Raw genomic sequence first — 18201 nt, 5'->3', positions numbered from 1 at the left:
ACGACTCCCTGAAAGAGAACCGCTCATGGACCCGCTCCACCTCCGTTCCACCGGCACAAGCCTGGTGGTCAGTTTCAACAGCGGAGAGGCCGAGGTCATCCATTGGGGCGCCGACCTCGGCAGCACCCTCCCTGACCTGGCCATCCTGGGCGAACCCATCCCGCACTCCGCCGTCGACGCCACGGTACCGGCGGCGCTCCTCCCGCAAGGTTCCTCTGCCTGGCAGGGCCGTCCGGGCCTGCGCGGCCACAGAATCGCCGACGGCGTTCCCGGCCTGGACTTTTCGGTCCGGCTTCGCGTGGTGGCCGTCCACGCTGACGGCAGCTCCGCCGTCGTCGTCCAAAAAGATCCCGACGCCGGAATCACGGTGACCTCCGCCCTGACACTCCACCCCGGCGGGCTCCTTGAGCTTCGCCACACGGCCGTCAACGACGGCACGTCCCCCTTCCAGCTCGACGAACTGGCCACCGTCCTCCCGGTGGGGCCGGACGCCGTCGAGCTCCTTGACCTCACCGGACGCTGGTGCCGCGAGCGGCACCCACAGCGCCGTGCCGTCCAGCAAGGCACGTGGGTACGCACGGGACGCCACGGCCGAACAGGGCACGATTCCTCGCTGCTTTTCGCCGCGGGCACAGCCGGATTCGGCAATCGCCACGGAAAGGTCTGGGCCACCCACTTGGCTTGGAGCGGCAACCACGAACAGTTCGCCGACACCGTAGCCGATGGCCGCACCATGATCGGCGGCTCGGAGCTCCTGGGCCCGGCCGAAGTTGTCCTCGAGCCGGGCGAAAGCTACACCACCCCTGCCCTTTTCGCGGCCTATTCGGATCGTGGCCTGGACGGCATCAGCGAAGCCTTCTACAGCTGGTTCCGGTCCCGTCCTCATCACGTGCTCCCCGCGGCTTCCACGGGACTCCCAGCAGGCAAGCCCCGCCCCGTGGTCCTGAACACCTGGGAAGCGGTGTACTTCGACCACAAGCTGGACACCCTGATCGAGCTCGCGGAATCCGCCGCCGAACTGGGGGTTGAGCGATTCGTGCTCGACGACGGGTGGTTCCGCGGGCGCCGCGACGACCACGCCGGCTTGGGCGACTGGTACGTCGACGAAACCCTTTGGCCGGATGGCCTGACGCCACTCATCGAGGCCGTCAACTCTCACGGCATGGAATTCGGGCTCTGGGTTGAGCCGGAAATGATCAATCTGGACTCCGATGTTGCCCGTGCGCATCCTGACTGGATCGTGGGTCCCGCCGCGCTGTCCCACAAGGACGGCGGCCGCCTGCCCTTGGAGTGGCGTCACCAGCACATCATCGACCTCGTCAATCCCGCTGCCTGGCAGTATGTCTTCGACCGGATCGATTCCCTGCTGCGGGAAAACAAGATCAGCTACCTCAAGTGGGACCAAAATCGAGACCTGCTGGAGCACGGCCATGCGGGCCGCGCGTCCGTTCACGAGCAGACCCTGGCCGCCTACCGACTCTTCGACGAGCTCCGCAAGGCGCACCCCGGCGTCGAGATTGAAAGCTGTTCCTCCGGAGGCGCACGGGTGGACCTCGGCATCCTTGAGAGAACCGACCGGATCTGGGGATCGGACTGCAACGACGCCCTTGAGAGGCAGACCATCCAACGCTGGACCGGCGTCGTGGTTCCCCCGGAACTCGTGGGCGGGCACATCGGCCCCACCACGTCGCACACCACTACCCGCACGCATGATCTCTCTTTCCGAGCCATTACCGCACTGTTTGGGCATTTCGGCATGGAATGGGATGTCCGTCAGGTACAGGGCACCGAACGCGAAGAGCTCAAGCGCTTCATTGGCCTCTACAAGGAGCACCGGGGGCTCATCCACAGCGGGCGGATGGTCCGTGCGGACGTCCCGGACGACTCGCTGATGCTGCACGGTGTGGTGTCCGACGACGGCGACGCCGGCTTGTTTGCCGTCGTCAGCACCCGGACGTCGTTCGCCGAACAACCCGGCCGCGTTGCGATTCCAGGGCTCGATCCTGAGCGCTCGTACAAAGTGGAGGCTATTTTCCCGGCTCCCGGCGACGCCGACTATGCCCGCGCGTTCACCCAGGTGCATCCGCCGGCTTGGCTGCCCGCGGGCGCTAAGGCGAGCGGCCGCTTCCTGGCAGAGGTAGGCCTTCCCATGCCGGTCCTGAACCCGGAGCATGCTCTCTTGCTCCGGATCACTGCGGCATAGGCAACTGTTTGGTGTCCGCCCGGCGACTGCGCGCTGTCCAAAGCAGCGTAAGAAACGCCGGGCGGGCGCCGCACCCCTATAGATTGGGAGTCATGACTGAAGCTCCCACCGCCACCGAAGCCGGCCGCGGCACCATCCTCGTCCTCAACGGCCCCAACCTGAACCTCCTGGGAACGCGCGAGCCGGAAAAGTACGGCACATCCACTTTGGCCGACGTCGAACAGCTCGCCATGGCAGCCGCCGGCGCCAACGGCTTCACCGTGGACTGCGTCCAGTCCAACCACGAGGGTGACCTCATTGACGCCATCCACGGCGCGCGCGGCACCGCCGTCGGGATCGTCATCAACGCTGGCGCGTACACCCACACTTCCGTGGCACTGCGTGACGCCCTCGCAGCGGTGCAGCTTCCCGCCGTCGAGGTCCACATCACCAATGTGCACCAGCGCGAGGAGTTCCGGCAGCACTCCTACCTCTCCCCCGTCTGCTCCGCGGTGATCGTCGGCGCAGGAGTCCAGGGCTACAAGCTGGCCATCGACTACCTCGCCACCGCGGTCTAGAATCGTCGATCTGAGCGGGGTTCCCTTGGGCGGCACGGCTGACTGGTACCGGCACTTCGGCACGTTCGACGCGCCCGGATCGTCGGACTGCTACGCCCGATGGGCCCTTGCCGCGGCCGACGATCCGGAGCTTATCGCCCGGATCGACCAATGGCCGCACAGCAAGCGGCAACCCATTCTGCTCTTCGCCGCCGCCCGCTACCTCGGCGCCCGCGTCAGCCCCTATCCGGAGTTCCGGAGCTTCCTGGATGCCCACTGGGCCGATGTTTCCCGGACCGTGCTTTCGCGCGCCACGCAGACCAACGAAGCAGGCCGCTGTGCCACGCTCCTGCCGTCGCTGGCGTTGATCGCGGCGGCGGAAAAGAAACCGCTCGCGCTCCTGGAAGTCGGGGCCTCTGCCGGGCTCACGCTGTATCCGGACAAATACCGCTACGAGTACGACGACGGCACCCGGCAAAAGCGCATCGGCCGCGCCGACGCTGATGCTCCAGTGCTCCGTTGCACCGATTCGGGGCCGGTCCCCATCCCCGAGCGGTTGCCGCGAGTCAGTTGGCGGGCAGGCATCGACCTGAACCCGTTGGACGTGACGAATCCCAGCGACGTCGCGTGGCTCGATGCCCTGATCTGGCCCGAGCAGGACTTCCGCCGGGAACGGCTCCACCAGGCGATAGCGATAGCCCGTCAGGATCCGCCTTTGCTGGTGGCGGGGGACCTCAATGACCGGTTGCTGGAAGTGGCGAGCCAAGCACCCGCGGACTCCACCCTGGTGGTCTTCCACAGCGCGGTGCTCGGGTATCTCGATGCCCAGGAACGGGCACGATTCCGGGCCAGCGTGTCCGAACTTGCGGCGACCCGAGGCTGCCACTGGCTCTCCAACGAAGGCCACATGGTCATCGACCAGCAGGACGGCTCAAGCGTGGTCCCAGAGATGCCCGAAGAGCGGCTGCGGGGCCGATTCCTGCTCATGCACAACGGCGTACCGACAGCCATCACCGGCCCGCATGGCCAGAGCCTGGAGTGGCTCTAAGCTCACCGTCCCCTTGGGGACATGCTCATTCTTCGCGGCCTGCGCTGGACATGTGCATCCTCCCTTGGGGACATGCTCATTCTTCGTGGCCTGCGTTGGACATAAACGCACTATGTCCACTGCTCAGATCAAGCGCTGAGCATGTCCCGTGGTGGGAGGGTTATTTCTTGGTGCATTGGCCCGGCGACACGGCCGAGCTCAGAGATGGTGCCCGCTGGGCCACCGGCGAAAGCTCGTCCATGGTGAGGGCGTAGCCCACGGCCACGTCCGAAGTGGTCTTGGCGAAGACCACGCCAGCAACCTGGCCCTCCGTCGTCAGGAGGGGACCGCCCGAGTTGCCTGGTTGCACGTCACCGGCAAGTTTGTAGACCTGCTCCGGTGAAGGGTTGTTGCCGTAAATGTCCGGGACCAGGAGGGTCGAGATGCCCTCCACCGCGGCAGGTTTGGACTGGAAAGGACCGCCATGAGGATAGCCGGCGAAGGCTGCGGGCGAGCCGGCCGGAAGATCAGCGCTCAACGGCAGCGGCGCCGTCGGAAGACCGTCGACGGCGAGCACAGCGAGGTCGCGTTGGCTGTCGAAATAAACCACGCGGCCCTGTAACGCGCCGCCGTCGGGGATTTCCACCACAGGCTGGGACACGCCGGCTACGACGTGCGCGTTGGTCACTACGCGGCCCGGAGAGACGACGAAGCCGGACCCGGTCTGGTTCTGGCCACACTGATAGGCAGTACCGGCAATCTTCAGAACGGAATGTGCGGCATTGTTGAGTGCGGGGGTGTCTGTGCTGGTGTTCGGGACGGGCAACGGGGTAACAGGACCGATGCCTTCGATGATGTGGGGAATGCCGTTGCCCATGACAGTGGAACGCAGCTGCGCGACGCCGGCTTTGACGTTTGTGGGCGTCATGGTGTCGATGAAGCGGATCACCTTGGAATCGGCGAGTTGCTGCGAAACGAGCGGCACGCCCAACGAGCCGATGCTGAACGCCAACATGGACATCACCAATGCCGCGACCACCAGGCTAACGAAACCACCCAGCAGGCGGTCCAAGGCGTTCAATGGCTGAATCCGCACGGCCCTGCGGACCTTCTGGCCGATCCAAGTGCCCAGCCCGTGCCCCAGGACGATGAGCACAACAGCCGAGCCGATGATGGCCGTCAGCCTCCAACCGCTGTCCTTCACCCAATCGCCAACAAGCGGAACCGCGATGAAGGCTGCCACGGCTCCTGCCGCGAAGCCGGCGATTCCACCGAGGGTCACGAAGAAGCCGTTGCGCAGTCCGTAGATCAGGTAGGAAAGAAGCGTCAGAATCAACGCCAGGTCCAAAATGGTCAAGCCGAACACCAAAGCTCCTCACAGCCGAGTAAGCCCCAATTGTAGATGCATAGCCTGACAGCTTTCCCTCACGAGCACGCTGCCAACCGCATCACGAAGCCGCCTCTTAGCGGAGCATTCCCGGCCAGTTGGGATACGGTTTTGAGGCCCTTCCGCGTGATTTAGGGCGTTTCGGCTGCCAAGTACGTCACAGACGCGACAAAATTCTGAAACAATGGCTGAAGCGCCCCAGCCGAACTTTTACTCAGGAGATTTCATGGACATCGAGGTATTGCGCCGCGCGCCCCTCTTCGCGACCCTTGACGACGACGCTTTCCGTCTGCTGACGGACGAGCTCACCGAGGTGGACCTTTCACGTGGAGCGTCCGTTTTCCGCGAGGGCGATCAGGGTGACCAGCTCTACTTCATCGTGTCCGGCAAGGTGAAGCTCGGCCGCACCTCCCCGGATGGTCGTGAATCCCTGTTGGCCATCCTCGGTCCGGGCGAACTCTTTGGCGAAATGGCTTTGTTCGACCCCAGCCCGCGGACCGCTACGGCCACGGCCGTTTCCGAGACGCGCCTGGCAGGCCTGAAGAACGAAAGCCTCAACGCCCTGCTCCGGACGCGCCCCGAGGTATCTGCACAGTTGCTGCAGGCACTTGCCCGCCGCCTGCGTCGTACCAACGACTCCCTGTCCGACCTCGTGTTCTCGGACGTTCCGGGCCGCGTCGCCAAGGCCCTGCTGGACCTTGCCGACCGCTTCGGCCGGCCCGCCACGGACGGCGTCCTGGTCGCCCACGAACTCACACAGGAAGAACTGGCCCAGCTGGTCGGCGCTTCCCGGGAGACCGTCAACAAGGCCCTGGCTGAGTTTGTCCAACGCGGCTGGCTCCGCCTGGAAGCCCGTGCAGTAGTCATCCTTGACATGCAGCGCCTCCGCCAGCGCTCCCGCTAATTTCCTGCGACACAGAAAATGCCTGGCGATACCGGACTTCCGGTATCGCCAGGCATTTTGCGTATCCCCAGTGGATTTGCGCGTCGTCAGCGCTCCCGCTGCGGCTCCCCTGAAACCGTCCTGGCGGCTTCGACTTCGAGCATAAGCGTGCCATCCTCTTCCACAAGCCGCGGCTGGTACATGTGCGGCTTGCGTTTGTAGCTGAGATACGCGATGCAGCCTTGGGCGGCAGCCATCTTTTCGAGGATGATCTCCGAGCCCGGCACCAGCAATTGGCCCAGGGTCAAGCCAGCAGTGTTTTCCTGGCCGATTTCGTCGCCAAGAGCGGTGGTGTGGCGCTCGTCGATGAGTTTTGAGACGCACACCCAGCGGCCCCAGACTCCCTTGCTCGCCAGCAACGAAGGCTGCTGGTTCACGGGAAGCGTGGCCGCGAAGTAGCGGGTGTTGAAACGCCTGTGCGTAAAGTCCGGGCTGAGCCAGTTGACCAGTGGCTTGAGCAGGTCCGTCCGGAGCGACAAGCCACGCTTGGCCAGTACATCCGTGAACGACTTGTCCTGGGCAGCTACCGCTTCGCGGGCCTTCATCCACTCGGGCGTGGACGTTGCCTCCACCGTGGAGGACAGGTCCGGGCCGGCCAACAAAACACCGGTCTCTTCGAACAGTTCGCGGATGGCCCCCACAACATGGCGGCGGGCGAGTCCGGCGTCGGTGGTCCCGAGCGCGTCAGCCCAATGCTGAGGCGAGGGGCCGAGCCAGCCGAGCGCGTCGTCGTCGGTGGGTTCCAACGAACCGCCGGGAAACGCGACCACACCCAACGGCGAGGAGCCGGGACGGTAACCCATCCACGTCTCCAGGCCCGTGGGCGAATCGCGGAGCAGAACAACGGATGATGCGTAACGCGCGGCGCGGGGGGCCCGTTCGCCGAGCTGAAGCCAGTTCCGTGCCGCCCCTTCGAGCTCGGGGGGCAACGCAAACAGGCGTCGGGCTAGTTGTGGCAATTGAATGAACCGGTTCCTTAGCTGAATTCAGCGATCAACTCGACCTCGACGGGAGAGTCGAGCGGAAGGACTGCAACACCGACGGCGGAACGCGCGTGCTGCCCTTTATCGCCGAAGACACGCCCGAGGAGTTCGGAGGCACCATTAATTACACCGGGCTGGCCGGTGAAGGAAGTATCGGAGGCCACGAAGCCGACCACTTTCACGATGCGCGTGATGCGGTCGAGGTCTCCGATGACACTCTTGACGGCAGCCAAGGCATTGACTGCGCAGACGGCTGCGTACCTATGAGCGTCTTCCGGAGACACTGTCGGCTCGTCCGAAAGGCCCTCTTCACCGCTGGAGACTTTGCCCGTAGCTTCGAGTTTGCCGTTAATGAACGGCAGTTGTCCGGAGGTGTAGACCTGGTTGCCGGAGACGATGGCCGGAACATAGGCGGCCACCGGAGCTGCGACAGCCGGAAGGGTCAGTCCCAGTTCGGCAAGGCGCTGCTCGACGGCGGATGCCGGAGCTGTGGAATCCGCGCCAACGGTGGCTTCTGCGGGGGTTGTCATTGTTACTGCTTCTCCCTCTTCAAGTATGCAACAAGTCCGTTTCCATCGGGCCCGGGAACAACCTGGACAAGCTCCCAGCCGTCCTCTCCCCACTGGTCCAGAATCTGCTTTGTGGCGTGAATGATGAGCGGAATCGTGGCGTACTCCCATTTGGTCATGAAAGAAAGACTAGCCCTTGCCGCTAAAGTGGAGAACATGGTGACTCGTAGGAACCCTCTATTCGACACTGCCACCACTCTTGGAAAGATCCTCGGATTCCTTGGTGTGAGCGCTATTTGTGGTGTCCTGGTGGCGGGCCTGCTCGTCCCCGCCGCCGCCGTTTCAGGCAGTGCGGCCAGTGGGTCCATTCAGTTCTTTGACACGCTGCCGGCGGAGCTTCAGGTGAACCCGCCCAGCCAGGCGACCACCATCCTGGCTGCCGATGGCAGCCAGATCGCCTCCATCTATACGGAGAACCGAACGCGTGTCCCCCTTGACCAGATGAGTCCGAACATCAAGGACGCGATCGTTGCGGTCGAGGACAGCCGCTTCTACGAGCACGGCGGCATCGACGCCACCGGAATCATGCGCGCCATCGTCAGCACGGCGCGCGGCCAGAAGCAGGGTGCATCCACCATCACCCAGCAGTACGTGAACAACGTCATCAACGAGTCCCTCGTGTCCCAGGACAAAGGGGCAGACGTCAAGCTCAATGGCGTCAACAAGGGCGTGGGCGACAAACTCCGTGAAATGAAGCTGGCCATCGCCCTGGAGAAGAAGTTCTCCAAGCAGCAGATCCTTGAGGGTTACCTCAACATCGTCTTCTTCAACAAGGATGCCTACGGCATCGAAGCCGCTTCGAGGCTCTTTTTCAGCACCAGCGCCAAGGACCTCACCTTGCCGCAGGCCGCATTGCTCGCGGGTGTTGTCAACAGCCCGTCCTACTACGACCCGATCACGAACCCGGACCACGCGAAGCAGCGTCGAGACCTGGTGCTCGGACTCATGTTGGACCAGGGAAAGATCAAAAAAGCGGACTACGACGCTGCCATCGCGACGCCGGTAACCACCAAGGTCACGCAGCCTCGCCAGGGTTGTGCCTACGCCGCCACGGCCCCGTACTTCTGCGACTATGTGCTTCACTTGCTCCTTAACAACCCGGCCTACGGCGCCACGCCGGTAGAACGCAACAGCCGCGTCTCACGCGGTGGCCTGACCATCCAAACCACTCTCGATCCCAAGGCCCAGGCCGTCGCCCAAGCCCAGGTTGATGCCACCACCGGTGCCAACCCGGACAAGTGGGGCGCTACCATCGTCTCGGTCCAACCAGGCAACGGCAAGATCGTTTCCATGGCCCAGAACACCGTCTGGCTGCCCACAGCTGGGAAGTTCGATCAGACACAGAACTTCAATGTGGATGTACTCGATGCCAAGGGCAACGACCTCAACGGTTTGGGCGGATTCCAGCCTGGCTCCACCATGAAACCCTTCACGTTCGCCGAGTGGCTCGAGGAGGGCAAGTCCATGAACACCACCATCGATGCGTCTGTCCGCAAATACCCGCAGAACTTCCCTTGGAAGAACACCTGCCCTGCGCCCACCGTCGGCTGGTACGACAGCAACATCCCTGAAAGCTTCGACCTCCAGAACTCGGACCTCGGCTACTACCGCCCCATGACGGTCCTGTACGGTCTGATGAACTCCATCAACACAGCTACTTTCGCCTCGGCATCCAAGGTGGATCTGTGCGGCATCCAGAAAATCGTGGATGCAGTGGGCATCCACGGTGGAAACCCTGCCCGTGACAAGTCCGGCCAGATCACGGATCCCAATCCCAAAGTCCCCATGACTACGCTGGCCAACCTGATCGGTTCCACCCAAACTGCACCGCTCACCATGGCGAGCGCAATGGCAACGTTCTCCAACAACGGCAAGTACTGCGAGCCAATCGCTATTACGTCCGTGACGGACCAGACGGGTGCAAAGCTTCCTGCCCAGTCTCCGAACTGTCGCGACGCCGTCACCCCGGCGGTTGCTCACGGTGTTGCCTACGCCATGCAAGAGGTTCTTAACCAGGGTTCTGGTTCGCTGATCCAGCCGAGGATTTCCACCAAGACGAGTTTCCCCATCGCGGCCAAGACCGGAACCAATGACAACAACGGCTCCACCTGGGTTGTTGGCTACACCTCGGGCCTCGCAACGGCCAGCTGGTTCGGCGATCCCTTGGGCGGCCAAAACCGCTTCGGCCGCAACATCACCGTCAACGGCAAGTTCTATCCCAACGTCGACGGTTACATGATCGCCGGCCCTCAGTTCTCGAACTACATGTCCCAGGTTGCCCCTGCTTATGGAACGAACCCGTTCCCGGCTCCGCCGTCCAACCTTTTGGACGCACCCTCGTTCCGTGCCCCGACTCCGAGCAACACTTCGCCGAGCACCCAGCCGAGCACCCAACCCACCAGCAATGACAATGGAAAAAAGAACAATGGCTAGCAGCTCCAAGCCCGTCATTGAATCGCTGGCAAGCCGCGTCCGAAGCATCGGACGCGGCTTTGCCGTCGCGGCAGGTGCCGGCGCAACCGCTGGCGTTGCGGGCCTCGCTTATGGCCTCTGGGAAAAGAACCAGTTTGTGCTCCGCGAAGAGACAGTTCCCATCCTCCCCGAGGGATTAGCTCCTCTCCGGGTCCTGCATCTGAGCGACATCCATTTCGTTCCTAGCCAGCGAAAGAAAGCCGCGTGGCTGCGTTCGCTCGCTACGCTCCAACCAGACCTCGTGGTTAACACTGGCGACAACCTCAGCCACCCCCACGCGGTCATTCCGTTGTTGGATGCCCTGCAGCCGCTGTTGAAGTTCCCGGGCGTCTTTGTCCCCGGCTCAAACGACTACTTCGCGCCTCGGTTCAAGAATCCGGCCACATATCTCCTTGGCCCTTCGCGGCTTAAGAACAATCCCGTTGAGCTTGATTGGCCACGGCTGCGTTCGGGTTTCGGGATGTCCGGCTGGATCGATCTCACCAACAGGCACCAGTCGCTGCCCATCAACGGGATCCGCTTCGATTTCTCCGGCGTCGATGATCCCCACCTGAATCGGGAGCGCTACGCTGGCTGGCCCCGCGGCACCTCGGGACAAGACTCCCGCCCGCACCTGAGGGTCGCGGTCATCCACGCCCCTTACCAGCGCGTCTTGGACCATTTCACGGACGACTCCGCAGACCTCATCCTCGCCGGACACACCCACGGCGGCCAGATCTGCATCCCCGGCTACGGCGCCCTCGTGGCCAATTGCGACCTCCCCACGTGGCGGGCCAAGGGATTGCACGACTGGGAAACAAACGGGCGTACGACGCCGGTCAACGTCTCGGGCGGTATCGGCACCTCGCGGTTCGCGCCCGTGCGGATCGCGTGCAAGCCCGAGGCAGTCCTGCTGACGTTGACGGCCCGCCAGTAGCCACGGGCGCCGAGCCCGCCAGTACCAACTCGGCGCACTGATAGCTCCATCCACCCCTGAGCATGTCCGTCGAGCCACACCAAGGTTGGACATGTCCTCCTTTGGCCACAGAACATGCCCACCGGGCCGGGCCAAAGATGGGCATATCACCACTATGTCCATCCTTAGCTGCCCAAGTTGAGCATGTCCCCCGGTGCGGGCCCACGAACCACGCCCCCCAATACCTCCTATCACGCAGCGCAATGCTGCTGTGAATCCCGTCACGCGATGGCATAGGGTAGTTGCTACAGGAAACTACATCCGAGTGTCGCGCCGGGTTGGCGCCGAACACCGGGACACAGCTGTTGAGAAGCGGGCATGGCCAAACAGACTTCATTCTTCACCTCCGTCAAACGTCTCTATCCGCACGTAAAACCGATCCTCCCCCGGCTTTTCATGGGGCTGCTCAGCGCTTTGATGGCCAGCATTGTGGCGCTCGCCATCCCACAGGTACTGCGGGTTTTGATCAACGGTTCCCTCCACCCCGGCGGCTCCAGCAACGCCGTCTGGATTGCCGCCGTCGTGGTTCTTGCCCTCGGCATCGCAGAGGCCGGGCTGGTGGCGCTGCGGCGCCAGTTCGTCATCAATCCGGCAACCACGGTGGAAACCCGAATGCGGGTGTCCCTCTATGGTCATCTGCAGGACCTCACGGTTTCCTTCCACGACCGCTGGGGTTCCGGACAGTTGCTGTCGCGCGCCATGACCGACTTGAACTTCCTCCGGCGTTGGATGGCGTTCGGGGCCATCATGCTTGTGGTGACCACCCTGACCGTGGTGATCGGCGTCCTCGTGATGTTCTCCATGAGCTGGCAACTGGCTTTGATCTTCCTGGCCGCCGCCGTGCCCATCATGGTCTTTTCGTTCCGCTTCCGTCGCCGCTTCAGCCTGGTGACCCGGCTCAGCCAGGACCAGGCCGGCGACCTCGCCACCACCGTGGAGGAATCCGTCCACGGGATCCGCGTGCTCAAGGCGTTCGGCCGGAGCCGTGAAGCACTTGAGAACTTCAATGAGCAGGCCGAGGAACTGAGGCAGACCGAGATCACCAAGGCCAAGCATCAGGCGACGTTCACCTTGGTGGTCACGCTGCTGCCGGAACTGGCACTCGGAATCGGGCTCGTTGCGGGGATTCTGTTGGTATCCACGGGCGAACTCAGCATCGGCTCCCTCGTTGCGTTCTTCGCCACAGCGGCCGTTGTGGCGTCGCCAGTGGAATTCTCGGGGATGCTGCTGGCCATGGCACTGACCGCCAAGACGGCATTGGACCGGCATTTCGAGGTCATGGACACACCCAATACCATTACGGACCCGGCGAACCCCACATCCCCGGCTGAACTGCGTGGAGCCTTGAGCTTCAACGGTGCCGCTTTCGGGTTCGACGACGGCGCCCGGCTCCTGCGCGACATCACCCTGGACATCAAGCCCGGCGAAACCATGGCACTCGTAGGAATCACAGGGAGCGGAAAGAGTGCCTTGCTCCAGCTGGTCCCCCGGCTCTACGACGTCACCGAAGGTTCCGTGCGGATCGACGGCGTGGATGTGCGCGACTTCAGCGTGGAGCAGCTTCGGACCGTTGTGGCGGTCGCCTTTGAGGACACCACGCTGTTCTCCAGCTCGGTCCGGGACAACGTGCTGCTTGGCGCGCCCGACGGCTCCGAGGAAGCGCTCGACGAAGCGCTCGACGTCGCGCAGGCCCACTTTGCGTATTCGCTGCCGGACGGCGTCGAGACCCTCATCGGAGAAGAAGGACTGAGCCTTTCCGGTGGTCAACGGCAACGCATCGCCCTTGCTCGGGCCATCGCAGCCAAGCCCAAGGTCCTGGTGCTGGATGATCCACTGTCGGCCCTGGACGTGAACACGGAGGAACTCGTCGAGGCCAGGCTGCGCGAAGTCCTCAGGGACACCACCACGCTCATCGTCGCCCATCGGCCCTCAACCGTAGCCTTGGCAGATCGCGTGGCGCTGCTCGAAAACGGGAGCATCACCGCAGTCGGGACGCACACGGAACTTTTGGCCGACAATGCGCACTACCGCTACGTGATCGCGAGCCTCGACGCGGGTCCGAAGGACCTCGACCGCGAACTGGACGAACTGGAAAACGAACTCGATTCCGAACAGCACATGGACCAAGCCGGGGAGGGCCGCCGATGAGCACTTTCGGAACCGCCAATGAAGACAACGCCCACCTGAGCCGGAGCGACAGCAAAGCAGTACGACGGCGGTCGGTCGCCTTGTTGGGCTCGCTCATCCGCCCGGTCCGGTTGAGGTTTTGGCTGACGCTGGGCATGGTGGTGCTCTCGCAGGCCACCCGCGTGGCGGGGCCGGCGATCATCGCTTTCGGCATCGACCATGCACTGCCCGCACTGCTCGCCGGTAACAACGTGCCACTGCTCCTGGCAGGAGTCCTGTACCTGACGGCGGCCATCGCAACAGCACTGCTGACGGCCCTCTACGTGACCTCAACGGCGAAGCTGAGCCAGGCCATGCTCCTCGACCTGCGGCTGCGGGTGTTCCGGCATACGCAACGGCTCAGCTTGGAGTTCCACGAGAAGTACACCTCGGGCCGTATTATCGCCCGGCAGACATCGGACCTTGAGGCACTGCGCGAATTGCTCGATTCGGGCGTCAGCTCGCTGGCTTCCGGACTGCTGTTCATGCTCTTCACGGCGTTCACGGTATTCGCCCTCGACTGGCGCAGCGGGCTCATCATGCTCGCCACCGGCGTACCCATGTTCTTCCTGTCCCGCTGGTACCAGAAGCATTCCCAGATCGCCTTCCGCGAATCCAGGGTGGTCTCCGCCCGGCTGATCGTGCATTTCGTGGAGACCATGACCGGCATCCGGGCCATCAAGGCATTCCGCAAGGAGCCGGAAAACGCTGAACGCTATGCCCAGCTGTCCGAGGACTACCGCAAGGTGACGGTCCGCTCCATCAACCTCAACGGCATCTTCCAACCAGGCTTGGTCCTGATCGGCAATGTGTGCGTGGCGGTGGTCCTGCTGTTCGGCGGCTTCCGTGTACTCTCCGGCGAGCTGGCGGTGGGGGTACTCCTGGCATTGATCCTTTCCACGAAGCGCTTCTTCCAGCCCGTGGACCAGATGGCCATGTTCTATAACTCTTTCCAGAGCGCGCAGGCCGCCTTGGAGAAGGTTTCCGGCCTGCTCCAGGAGGTCCCCACCGTCCGGCCTCCCAAGACCCCGGTGCCCTTGCCGCGGGCCCGTGGCGAAATCGACTTCCGCGGCGTGGAGTTTGGCTACGGCAACGGCAGTGTGGTGGTCCCCGAGTTGGACCTACACATCCCCGCAGGGCAGACCGTCGCGCTCGTGGGACAGACCGGAGCCGGCAAGTCCACCTTCGCCAAGCTGATCGCACGCTTCTACGACGTCACCGAAGGTTCCTTGACCCTCGACGGCATTGACCTGCGGGAGCTCTCGACGACGGACCTGCGCCGCGCCGTCGTGATGGTCACCCAGGAGGCATTCCTCTTCAGCGGCTCCGTGGCGGACAACATCGCACTGGGGCGGCCTGAAGCCTCGCGCGCGGAGATCGAAGCCGCGGCGAAGTCCGTCGGTGCGCACGACTTCATCTCCGCGTTGCCCGACGGCTACGACACCGACGTCAACAAGCGCGGCGGACGCGTGTCTGCAGGGCAAAGGCAGCTGATCGGATTCGCCCGGGCATTCATTGCGGCCCCGGCGGTACTCATCCTGGACGAGGCGACGTCCTCGTTGGACATTCCCTCCGAACGCTTGGTCCAGGCCGGCTTGTCCCGGCTCCTGTCGGGATCGGATTCTGAACGGACCGCAATCATCATCGCCCACCGGCTCTCGACCGTGGAGACCGCAGACCGGGTACTGGTGGTGCATAAGGGACGCATCGTGGAAGACGGCACACCGGCCGAACTCATCCGCGTCGGAGGGCGCTTCGCTCGCTTGCACGGCGCTTGGAAGGACTCCCTGGTCTAACTTCGGCGCCGTGCTCGATTTCGCATCCGGGCGGGCATCGGCTATTCTTGAACAGTTGCTTTCGCAGCGGATCGGGATGTAGCGCAGCTTGGTAGCGCGCTTCGTTCGGGACGAAGAGGTCGCAGGTTCAAATCCTGTCATCCCGACCAATTGATAGAAGGCCTTCCACTGGAAGGCCTTCTATCTGTACTTAACAAGGTTTTAGGCCGGGCCAGGAAATGCCAAAACATTCCGATGACCGGTTTTCCCAGGCCTGCCCGAGGTTTAGAGACAAGTGTTGTTAACAACCGGCGGCAATGGCTCGGAAGTTACCGGAGCGGCCTGCGGTTGCCCGCGCAAAAGAAATCCCCGGTGTGTTGGTTTATTACACCCCGGGGATTATTCATTTCATTTGAATTATCCGACAGCTGCCCGGTTCACCGGAAGCCGTCCTTGAGTTTCGCCTACATGGGGTCAGGCCAGTTACCGATCAGCGGCACCATCATGGGATCAGGCCAATTACCAATAGCCTGCGGGACGCTCATCGGGTCAGGCCAATTGCCGATTGCCTGGGCGAGACTCATGGGGTCGGGCCAATTACCAATGCTGAGCACCGTGCTGACGGTGTCTGCCATAGGGGCTGCGGAAACCACGGCTGGCGCCGCGGCGAAGCATGCAAGAGCGCCGGCCAGGGCGACTGCTGCAGCAATCTTCTTCAACATAATTTTTCCTCAATGCGAGTCGGATTCGTTACGGAAATTACGCGGTCCCTGTTGACATTCATTGTAAAATGTTTTCCACAGCTACTGTCAAGGTGTACGCGTAAAGACAGCGCAAAGACAAGCCTCTAGGAGGAACCTGTGGGGAACGGATTCGGAGAAAAGCTCCGTGCCGAACGGCTCGAACGTGGGCTGACCCAGGCTGAATTGGGCAGAGACCTTTACTCACCCAGCTACATTTCACTTCTTGAAACCGGCCGCCGGGAACCCACAGCCGAGGTCATTGAGGAACTCGCCCGGCGCCTTGAGCTGGCACCAAAAGCCCTGGAAGCCTGGAGCCAGCCCGTATCCGTCAGCGACGCCGAATACGTGCTGGCGGGGCTGTATGCCAGGCAAGCGTGGGACTTGAGGGACTACCCTCTTGCCGCGAGCCACGCGTCGACCGCAGCCCAGATCGCACTTGAGGCAAAGAACACCAGCGCGTGGTGGAACATGACGTACATGCAGGCCGAGTGCCTCATGAAGCAGGGGCAACTGAAGGAATGCCAGCAGATCATCCAGCATCTTCTGGAACACCCCATGGCCACTGAATCCGCGGGCCTGGGAGTCCGTGCCCGGCAGATGCTTGCCGCGGTCTGCCACGGCCAAGGCCAGCTGGCCACCGCCGTCGAACACGCGATGGAAGCCGTAAGGCTGTCCGAGCAGTTGCCCAAGGGCTCAACCCTGATCATCGGGGCGCATCGGGCTCTGATCGGGGCACTGGCTGAGAGCGGCAGATTGGACGAAGCCTGGACGTATTGCCAGGCCATGAACAGCCAGATGGACGATCACTCGATGTCCCAGCTCGCGGGCGAAGTGGCCTGGGTGGTGGGAAACGTAGCCTTCATGCGGCACGACTACGCCGAGGGCATCAAGCACCACGAGCGCGCCGCCAAACTGTTGTCGCCCGCCAATGACATTGAGCTCTGGGCCCGCTTCAACAAGGCATCTGCGGCGGTCCGGCTCTCCTCGGGAATTGTGGAGCCGGAGACGCTCTCCGCCATCGAACGGGCTGAACTCGCTCTGTCGATCGTGGGCGGAAACAAGACGGACCAGCTGGAGGTTGCCTTTATCCGCGCCCGCTGGCTCTACCTGACGGGCGACATCCCGGCCGCCATCACCAAGCTGCGCGAAATCCACGCGGACCGCGATGTCCTGGCGCGCCATACCGCGGGCGAAGTCGCCTTCCTGCTCGGGAAGGCGCTCAAAGCGGCTGGCGAAAACGCGGACGCCCTGGTTCATCTCGAGGAAGCACAACGCGATTTCACCGCTGCGGGAGCAGCCGACCGCGTCCAACAGGCCATGGACTCCGTCCTGGAAATCCGGTTGGCGGAACGTCGGGCGGCGTCAGGCCATGGCGAGAGCGCGAAGTCTTCTCGCGCAAGCTAAGAGTCCCCTTACAAAGCGAGAGCCCCGGACCAGATGGTCCGGGGCTCTTCTCTTGCTTTCCGCGGCGCTTGCTTGCTGAAGCCGTTGGCCAGACGATGCAGCCTAGGCGAAAGTGCGGCCGGTCAGCTTTTCGTAGGCTTCCACGTAGCGGGCTCGTGTCTTCTCCACGACGTCGGCCGGCAGTGCCGGCGGCGGGGTGTCGCCCGAGCGGTCCCAGCCCGACTCCGCAGACGTCAGCCAGTCACGGACGAACTGCTTGTCGTACGAAGGCTGGGCCTTGCCCGGTTCGTAGGTGGAAGCATCCCAGAACCGGGAGGAATCCGGAGTCAGGACTTCATCGCCCAAGGTGATGACACCGGTGGCGGTATCGATGCCGAACTCCACCTTCGTGTCGGCCAGGATGATGCCGCGCCCACGGGCGATCTCTTCAGCGCGGGTGTAGATCTTCAACGTCAGCTCGCTCAAGCGGGCGGCGATGTCGTCGCCCACCATCGCGACGACGTCGTCGTAGGTGATGTTCTCGTCGTGCTCGCCGACCTCCGCCTTGGCGGAAGGCGTGAAGATCGCGTGCTCAAGCCGCGAGCCGTCAACCAGGCCCGCCGGCAAGGGAATGTCGCAGACGGTGCCTGATTTCCGATACTCCGCCAAGCCGGAACCCGTGAGGTACCCGCGAGCGATGCATTCCACGGGGAACATTTCCAGCCGCTTGCAGATCATCGCGCGGCCCTCGACCTCCGCAGGGACTCCCTCGGCGGCCGTGGACGCGAGAACGTGGTGTTCCACGCCCAGCTGCTCGAACCACCATAGGCTCAGCTGCGTCAGGATCCGGCCTTTGTCCGGGATCTCGCTGCTCAAGACGTGGTCGTAAGCGCTGATGCGGTCGCTGGCCACCACCAAGACGCAGTCCTGGCCGGCTTCGGCCGCCGTGGCGTCGTCCGCGGGGACGTAGAGATCGCGCACCTTGCCCGAGTAGACGTGCTTCCAACCCGGGAGGTCGAGGGTTTCGGTCTGCAGGCCGTTTGAGTTGTTTTCAGGCAT

At 63.3% G+C, this 18201-nt stretch carries 15 protein-coding genes and 1 tRNA gene; 10 read left to right on the top strand and 6 right to left on the bottom strand.

The window, feature by feature from the left end; translation table 11 throughout:
• Positions 1–25 precede the first annotated feature (25 nt).
• The 3 genes from OW521_RS15115 (at position 26) to OW521_RS15105 (ending at position 3787) form a co-directional block, all read left to right on the top strand.
• Positions 26–2203 carry an alpha-galactosidase gene (locus OW521_RS15115; protein WP_268020439.1) on the top strand — a complete coding sequence of 726 codons (2178 nt, stop codon included), beginning with the start codon at positions 26–28 and terminating at the stop codon, positions 2201–2203.
• 92 nt (positions 2204–2295) lie between these two features.
• Positions 2296–2760 carry a type II 3-dehydroquinate dehydratase gene (aroQ, locus tag OW521_RS15110; protein WP_268020438.1) on the top strand — a complete coding sequence of 155 codons (465 nt, stop codon included), beginning with the start codon at positions 2296–2298 and terminating at the stop codon, positions 2758–2760.
• Positions 2761–2785: 25 nt separating this feature from the next.
• Entirely contained in the window at positions 2786–3787 is a 1002-nt protein-coding gene (locus OW521_RS15105; protein WP_268020437.1) for a DUF2332 domain-containing protein, read from the top strand.
• Positions 3788–3947: 160 nt separating this feature from the next.
• On the opposite strand, the gene OW521_RS15100 is transcribed toward OW521_RS15105, so the two are convergent.
• Positions 3948–5132: a MarP family serine protease gene (locus OW521_RS15100; RefSeq protein ID WP_268020436.1), complete on the bottom strand. Its 1185-nt coding sequence runs from the start codon at positions 5130–5132 to the stop codon at positions 3948–3950.
• Positions 5133–5379: 247 nt separating this feature from the next.
• Between OW521_RS15100 and OW521_RS15095 the strand changes: the two genes are divergently transcribed.
• Positions 5380–6057, top strand: coding sequence for a Crp/Fnr family transcriptional regulator (locus OW521_RS15095; protein ID WP_011775987.1), 678 nt, complete (start codon positions 5380–5382; stop codon positions 6055–6057).
• Positions 6058–6143: 86 nt separating this feature from the next.
• Here OW521_RS15095 and OW521_RS15090 read toward each other — a convergent pair whose 3' ends face one another.
• Genes OW521_RS15090 through OW521_RS15080 form a run of 3 tightly spaced genes read right to left on the bottom strand, consistent with a single transcriptional unit; the run spans position 6144 to position 7767 of the window.
• Positions 6144–7055: an NUDIX hydrolase gene (locus tag OW521_RS15090; protein WP_268020435.1), complete on the bottom strand. Its 912-nt coding sequence runs from the start codon at positions 7053–7055 to the stop codon at positions 6144–6146.
• Positions 7056–7072: 17 nt separating this feature from the next.
• Positions 7073–7609, bottom strand: a complete 537-nt coding sequence (locus OW521_RS15085) for a RidA family protein (RefSeq protein ID WP_268020434.1) — start codon at positions 7607–7609, stop codon at positions 7073–7075.
• A gap of 2 nt (positions 7610–7611) precedes the next feature.
• A complete protein-coding gene (locus OW521_RS15080) occupies positions 7612–7767 on the bottom strand; it encodes a DUF4177 domain-containing protein (RefSeq protein WP_009359196.1) in 156 nt (51 codons plus the stop codon).
• 37 nt (positions 7768–7804) lie between these two features.
• Here OW521_RS15080 and OW521_RS15075 point away from each other — a divergent pair, with 37 nt between their 5' ends.
• From OW521_RS15075 to OW521_RS15055, 5 genes are all read left to right on the top strand, one after another.
• A complete protein-coding gene (locus tag OW521_RS15075) occupies positions 7805–10081 on the top strand; it encodes a transglycosylase domain-containing protein (RefSeq protein ID WP_268020433.1) in 2277 nt (758 codons plus the stop codon).
• A complete protein-coding gene (locus OW521_RS15070; protein WP_268020432.1) occupies positions 10074–11036 on the top strand; it encodes a metallophosphoesterase in 963 nt (320 codons plus the stop codon). Before OW521_RS15075 ends, OW521_RS15070 begins: the two co-directional genes overlap by 8 nt.
• Before the next feature lie 357 nt (positions 11037–11393).
• Complete coding sequence (locus tag OW521_RS15065) at positions 11394–13223, top strand: ABC transporter ATP-binding protein (RefSeq protein ID WP_268020431.1); 1830 nt, start codon at positions 11394–11396, stop codon at positions 13221–13223.
• Entirely contained in the window at positions 13220–15037 is a 1818-nt protein-coding gene (locus tag OW521_RS15060) for an ABC transporter ATP-binding protein (protein ID WP_268020430.1), read from the top strand. The genes OW521_RS15065 and OW521_RS15060 overlap by 4 nt, the downstream gene beginning before the upstream one ends.
• Before the next feature lie 72 nt (positions 15038–15109).
• A tRNA-Pro gene (locus tag OW521_RS15055) sits at positions 15110–15186 on the top strand.
• Positions 15187–15480: 294 nt separating this feature from the next.
• Here the strand turns inward: OW521_RS15055 and OW521_RS15050 are convergent.
• Complete coding sequence (locus OW521_RS15050) at positions 15481–15738, bottom strand: hypothetical protein (RefSeq protein ID WP_268020429.1); 258 nt, start codon at positions 15736–15738, stop codon at positions 15481–15483.
• Between the two features lie 138 nt (positions 15739–15876).
• On the opposite strand from OW521_RS15050, the gene OW521_RS15045 reads away from it, so the two are divergent.
• A complete protein-coding gene (locus OW521_RS15045; protein ID WP_268020428.1) occupies positions 15877–17163 on the top strand; it encodes a helix-turn-helix domain-containing protein in 1287 nt (428 codons plus the stop codon).
• 102 nt (positions 17164–17265) lie between these two features.
• Here OW521_RS15045 and OW521_RS15040 read toward each other — a convergent pair whose 3' ends face one another.
• A complete protein-coding gene (locus tag OW521_RS15040; RefSeq protein ID WP_268020427.1) occupies positions 17266–18201 on the bottom strand; it encodes a phosphoribosylaminoimidazolesuccinocarboxamide synthase in 936 nt (311 codons plus the stop codon).

This window comes from Arthrobacter sp. MMS18-M83 (genome assembly GCF_026683955.1).
Lineage (GTDB): Bacteria > Actinomycetota > Actinomycetes > Actinomycetales > Micrococcaceae > Arthrobacter.
Note: the sequence above shows the minus strand (reverse complement) of the source record. Positions and strands in the feature narration are given on the sequence as shown.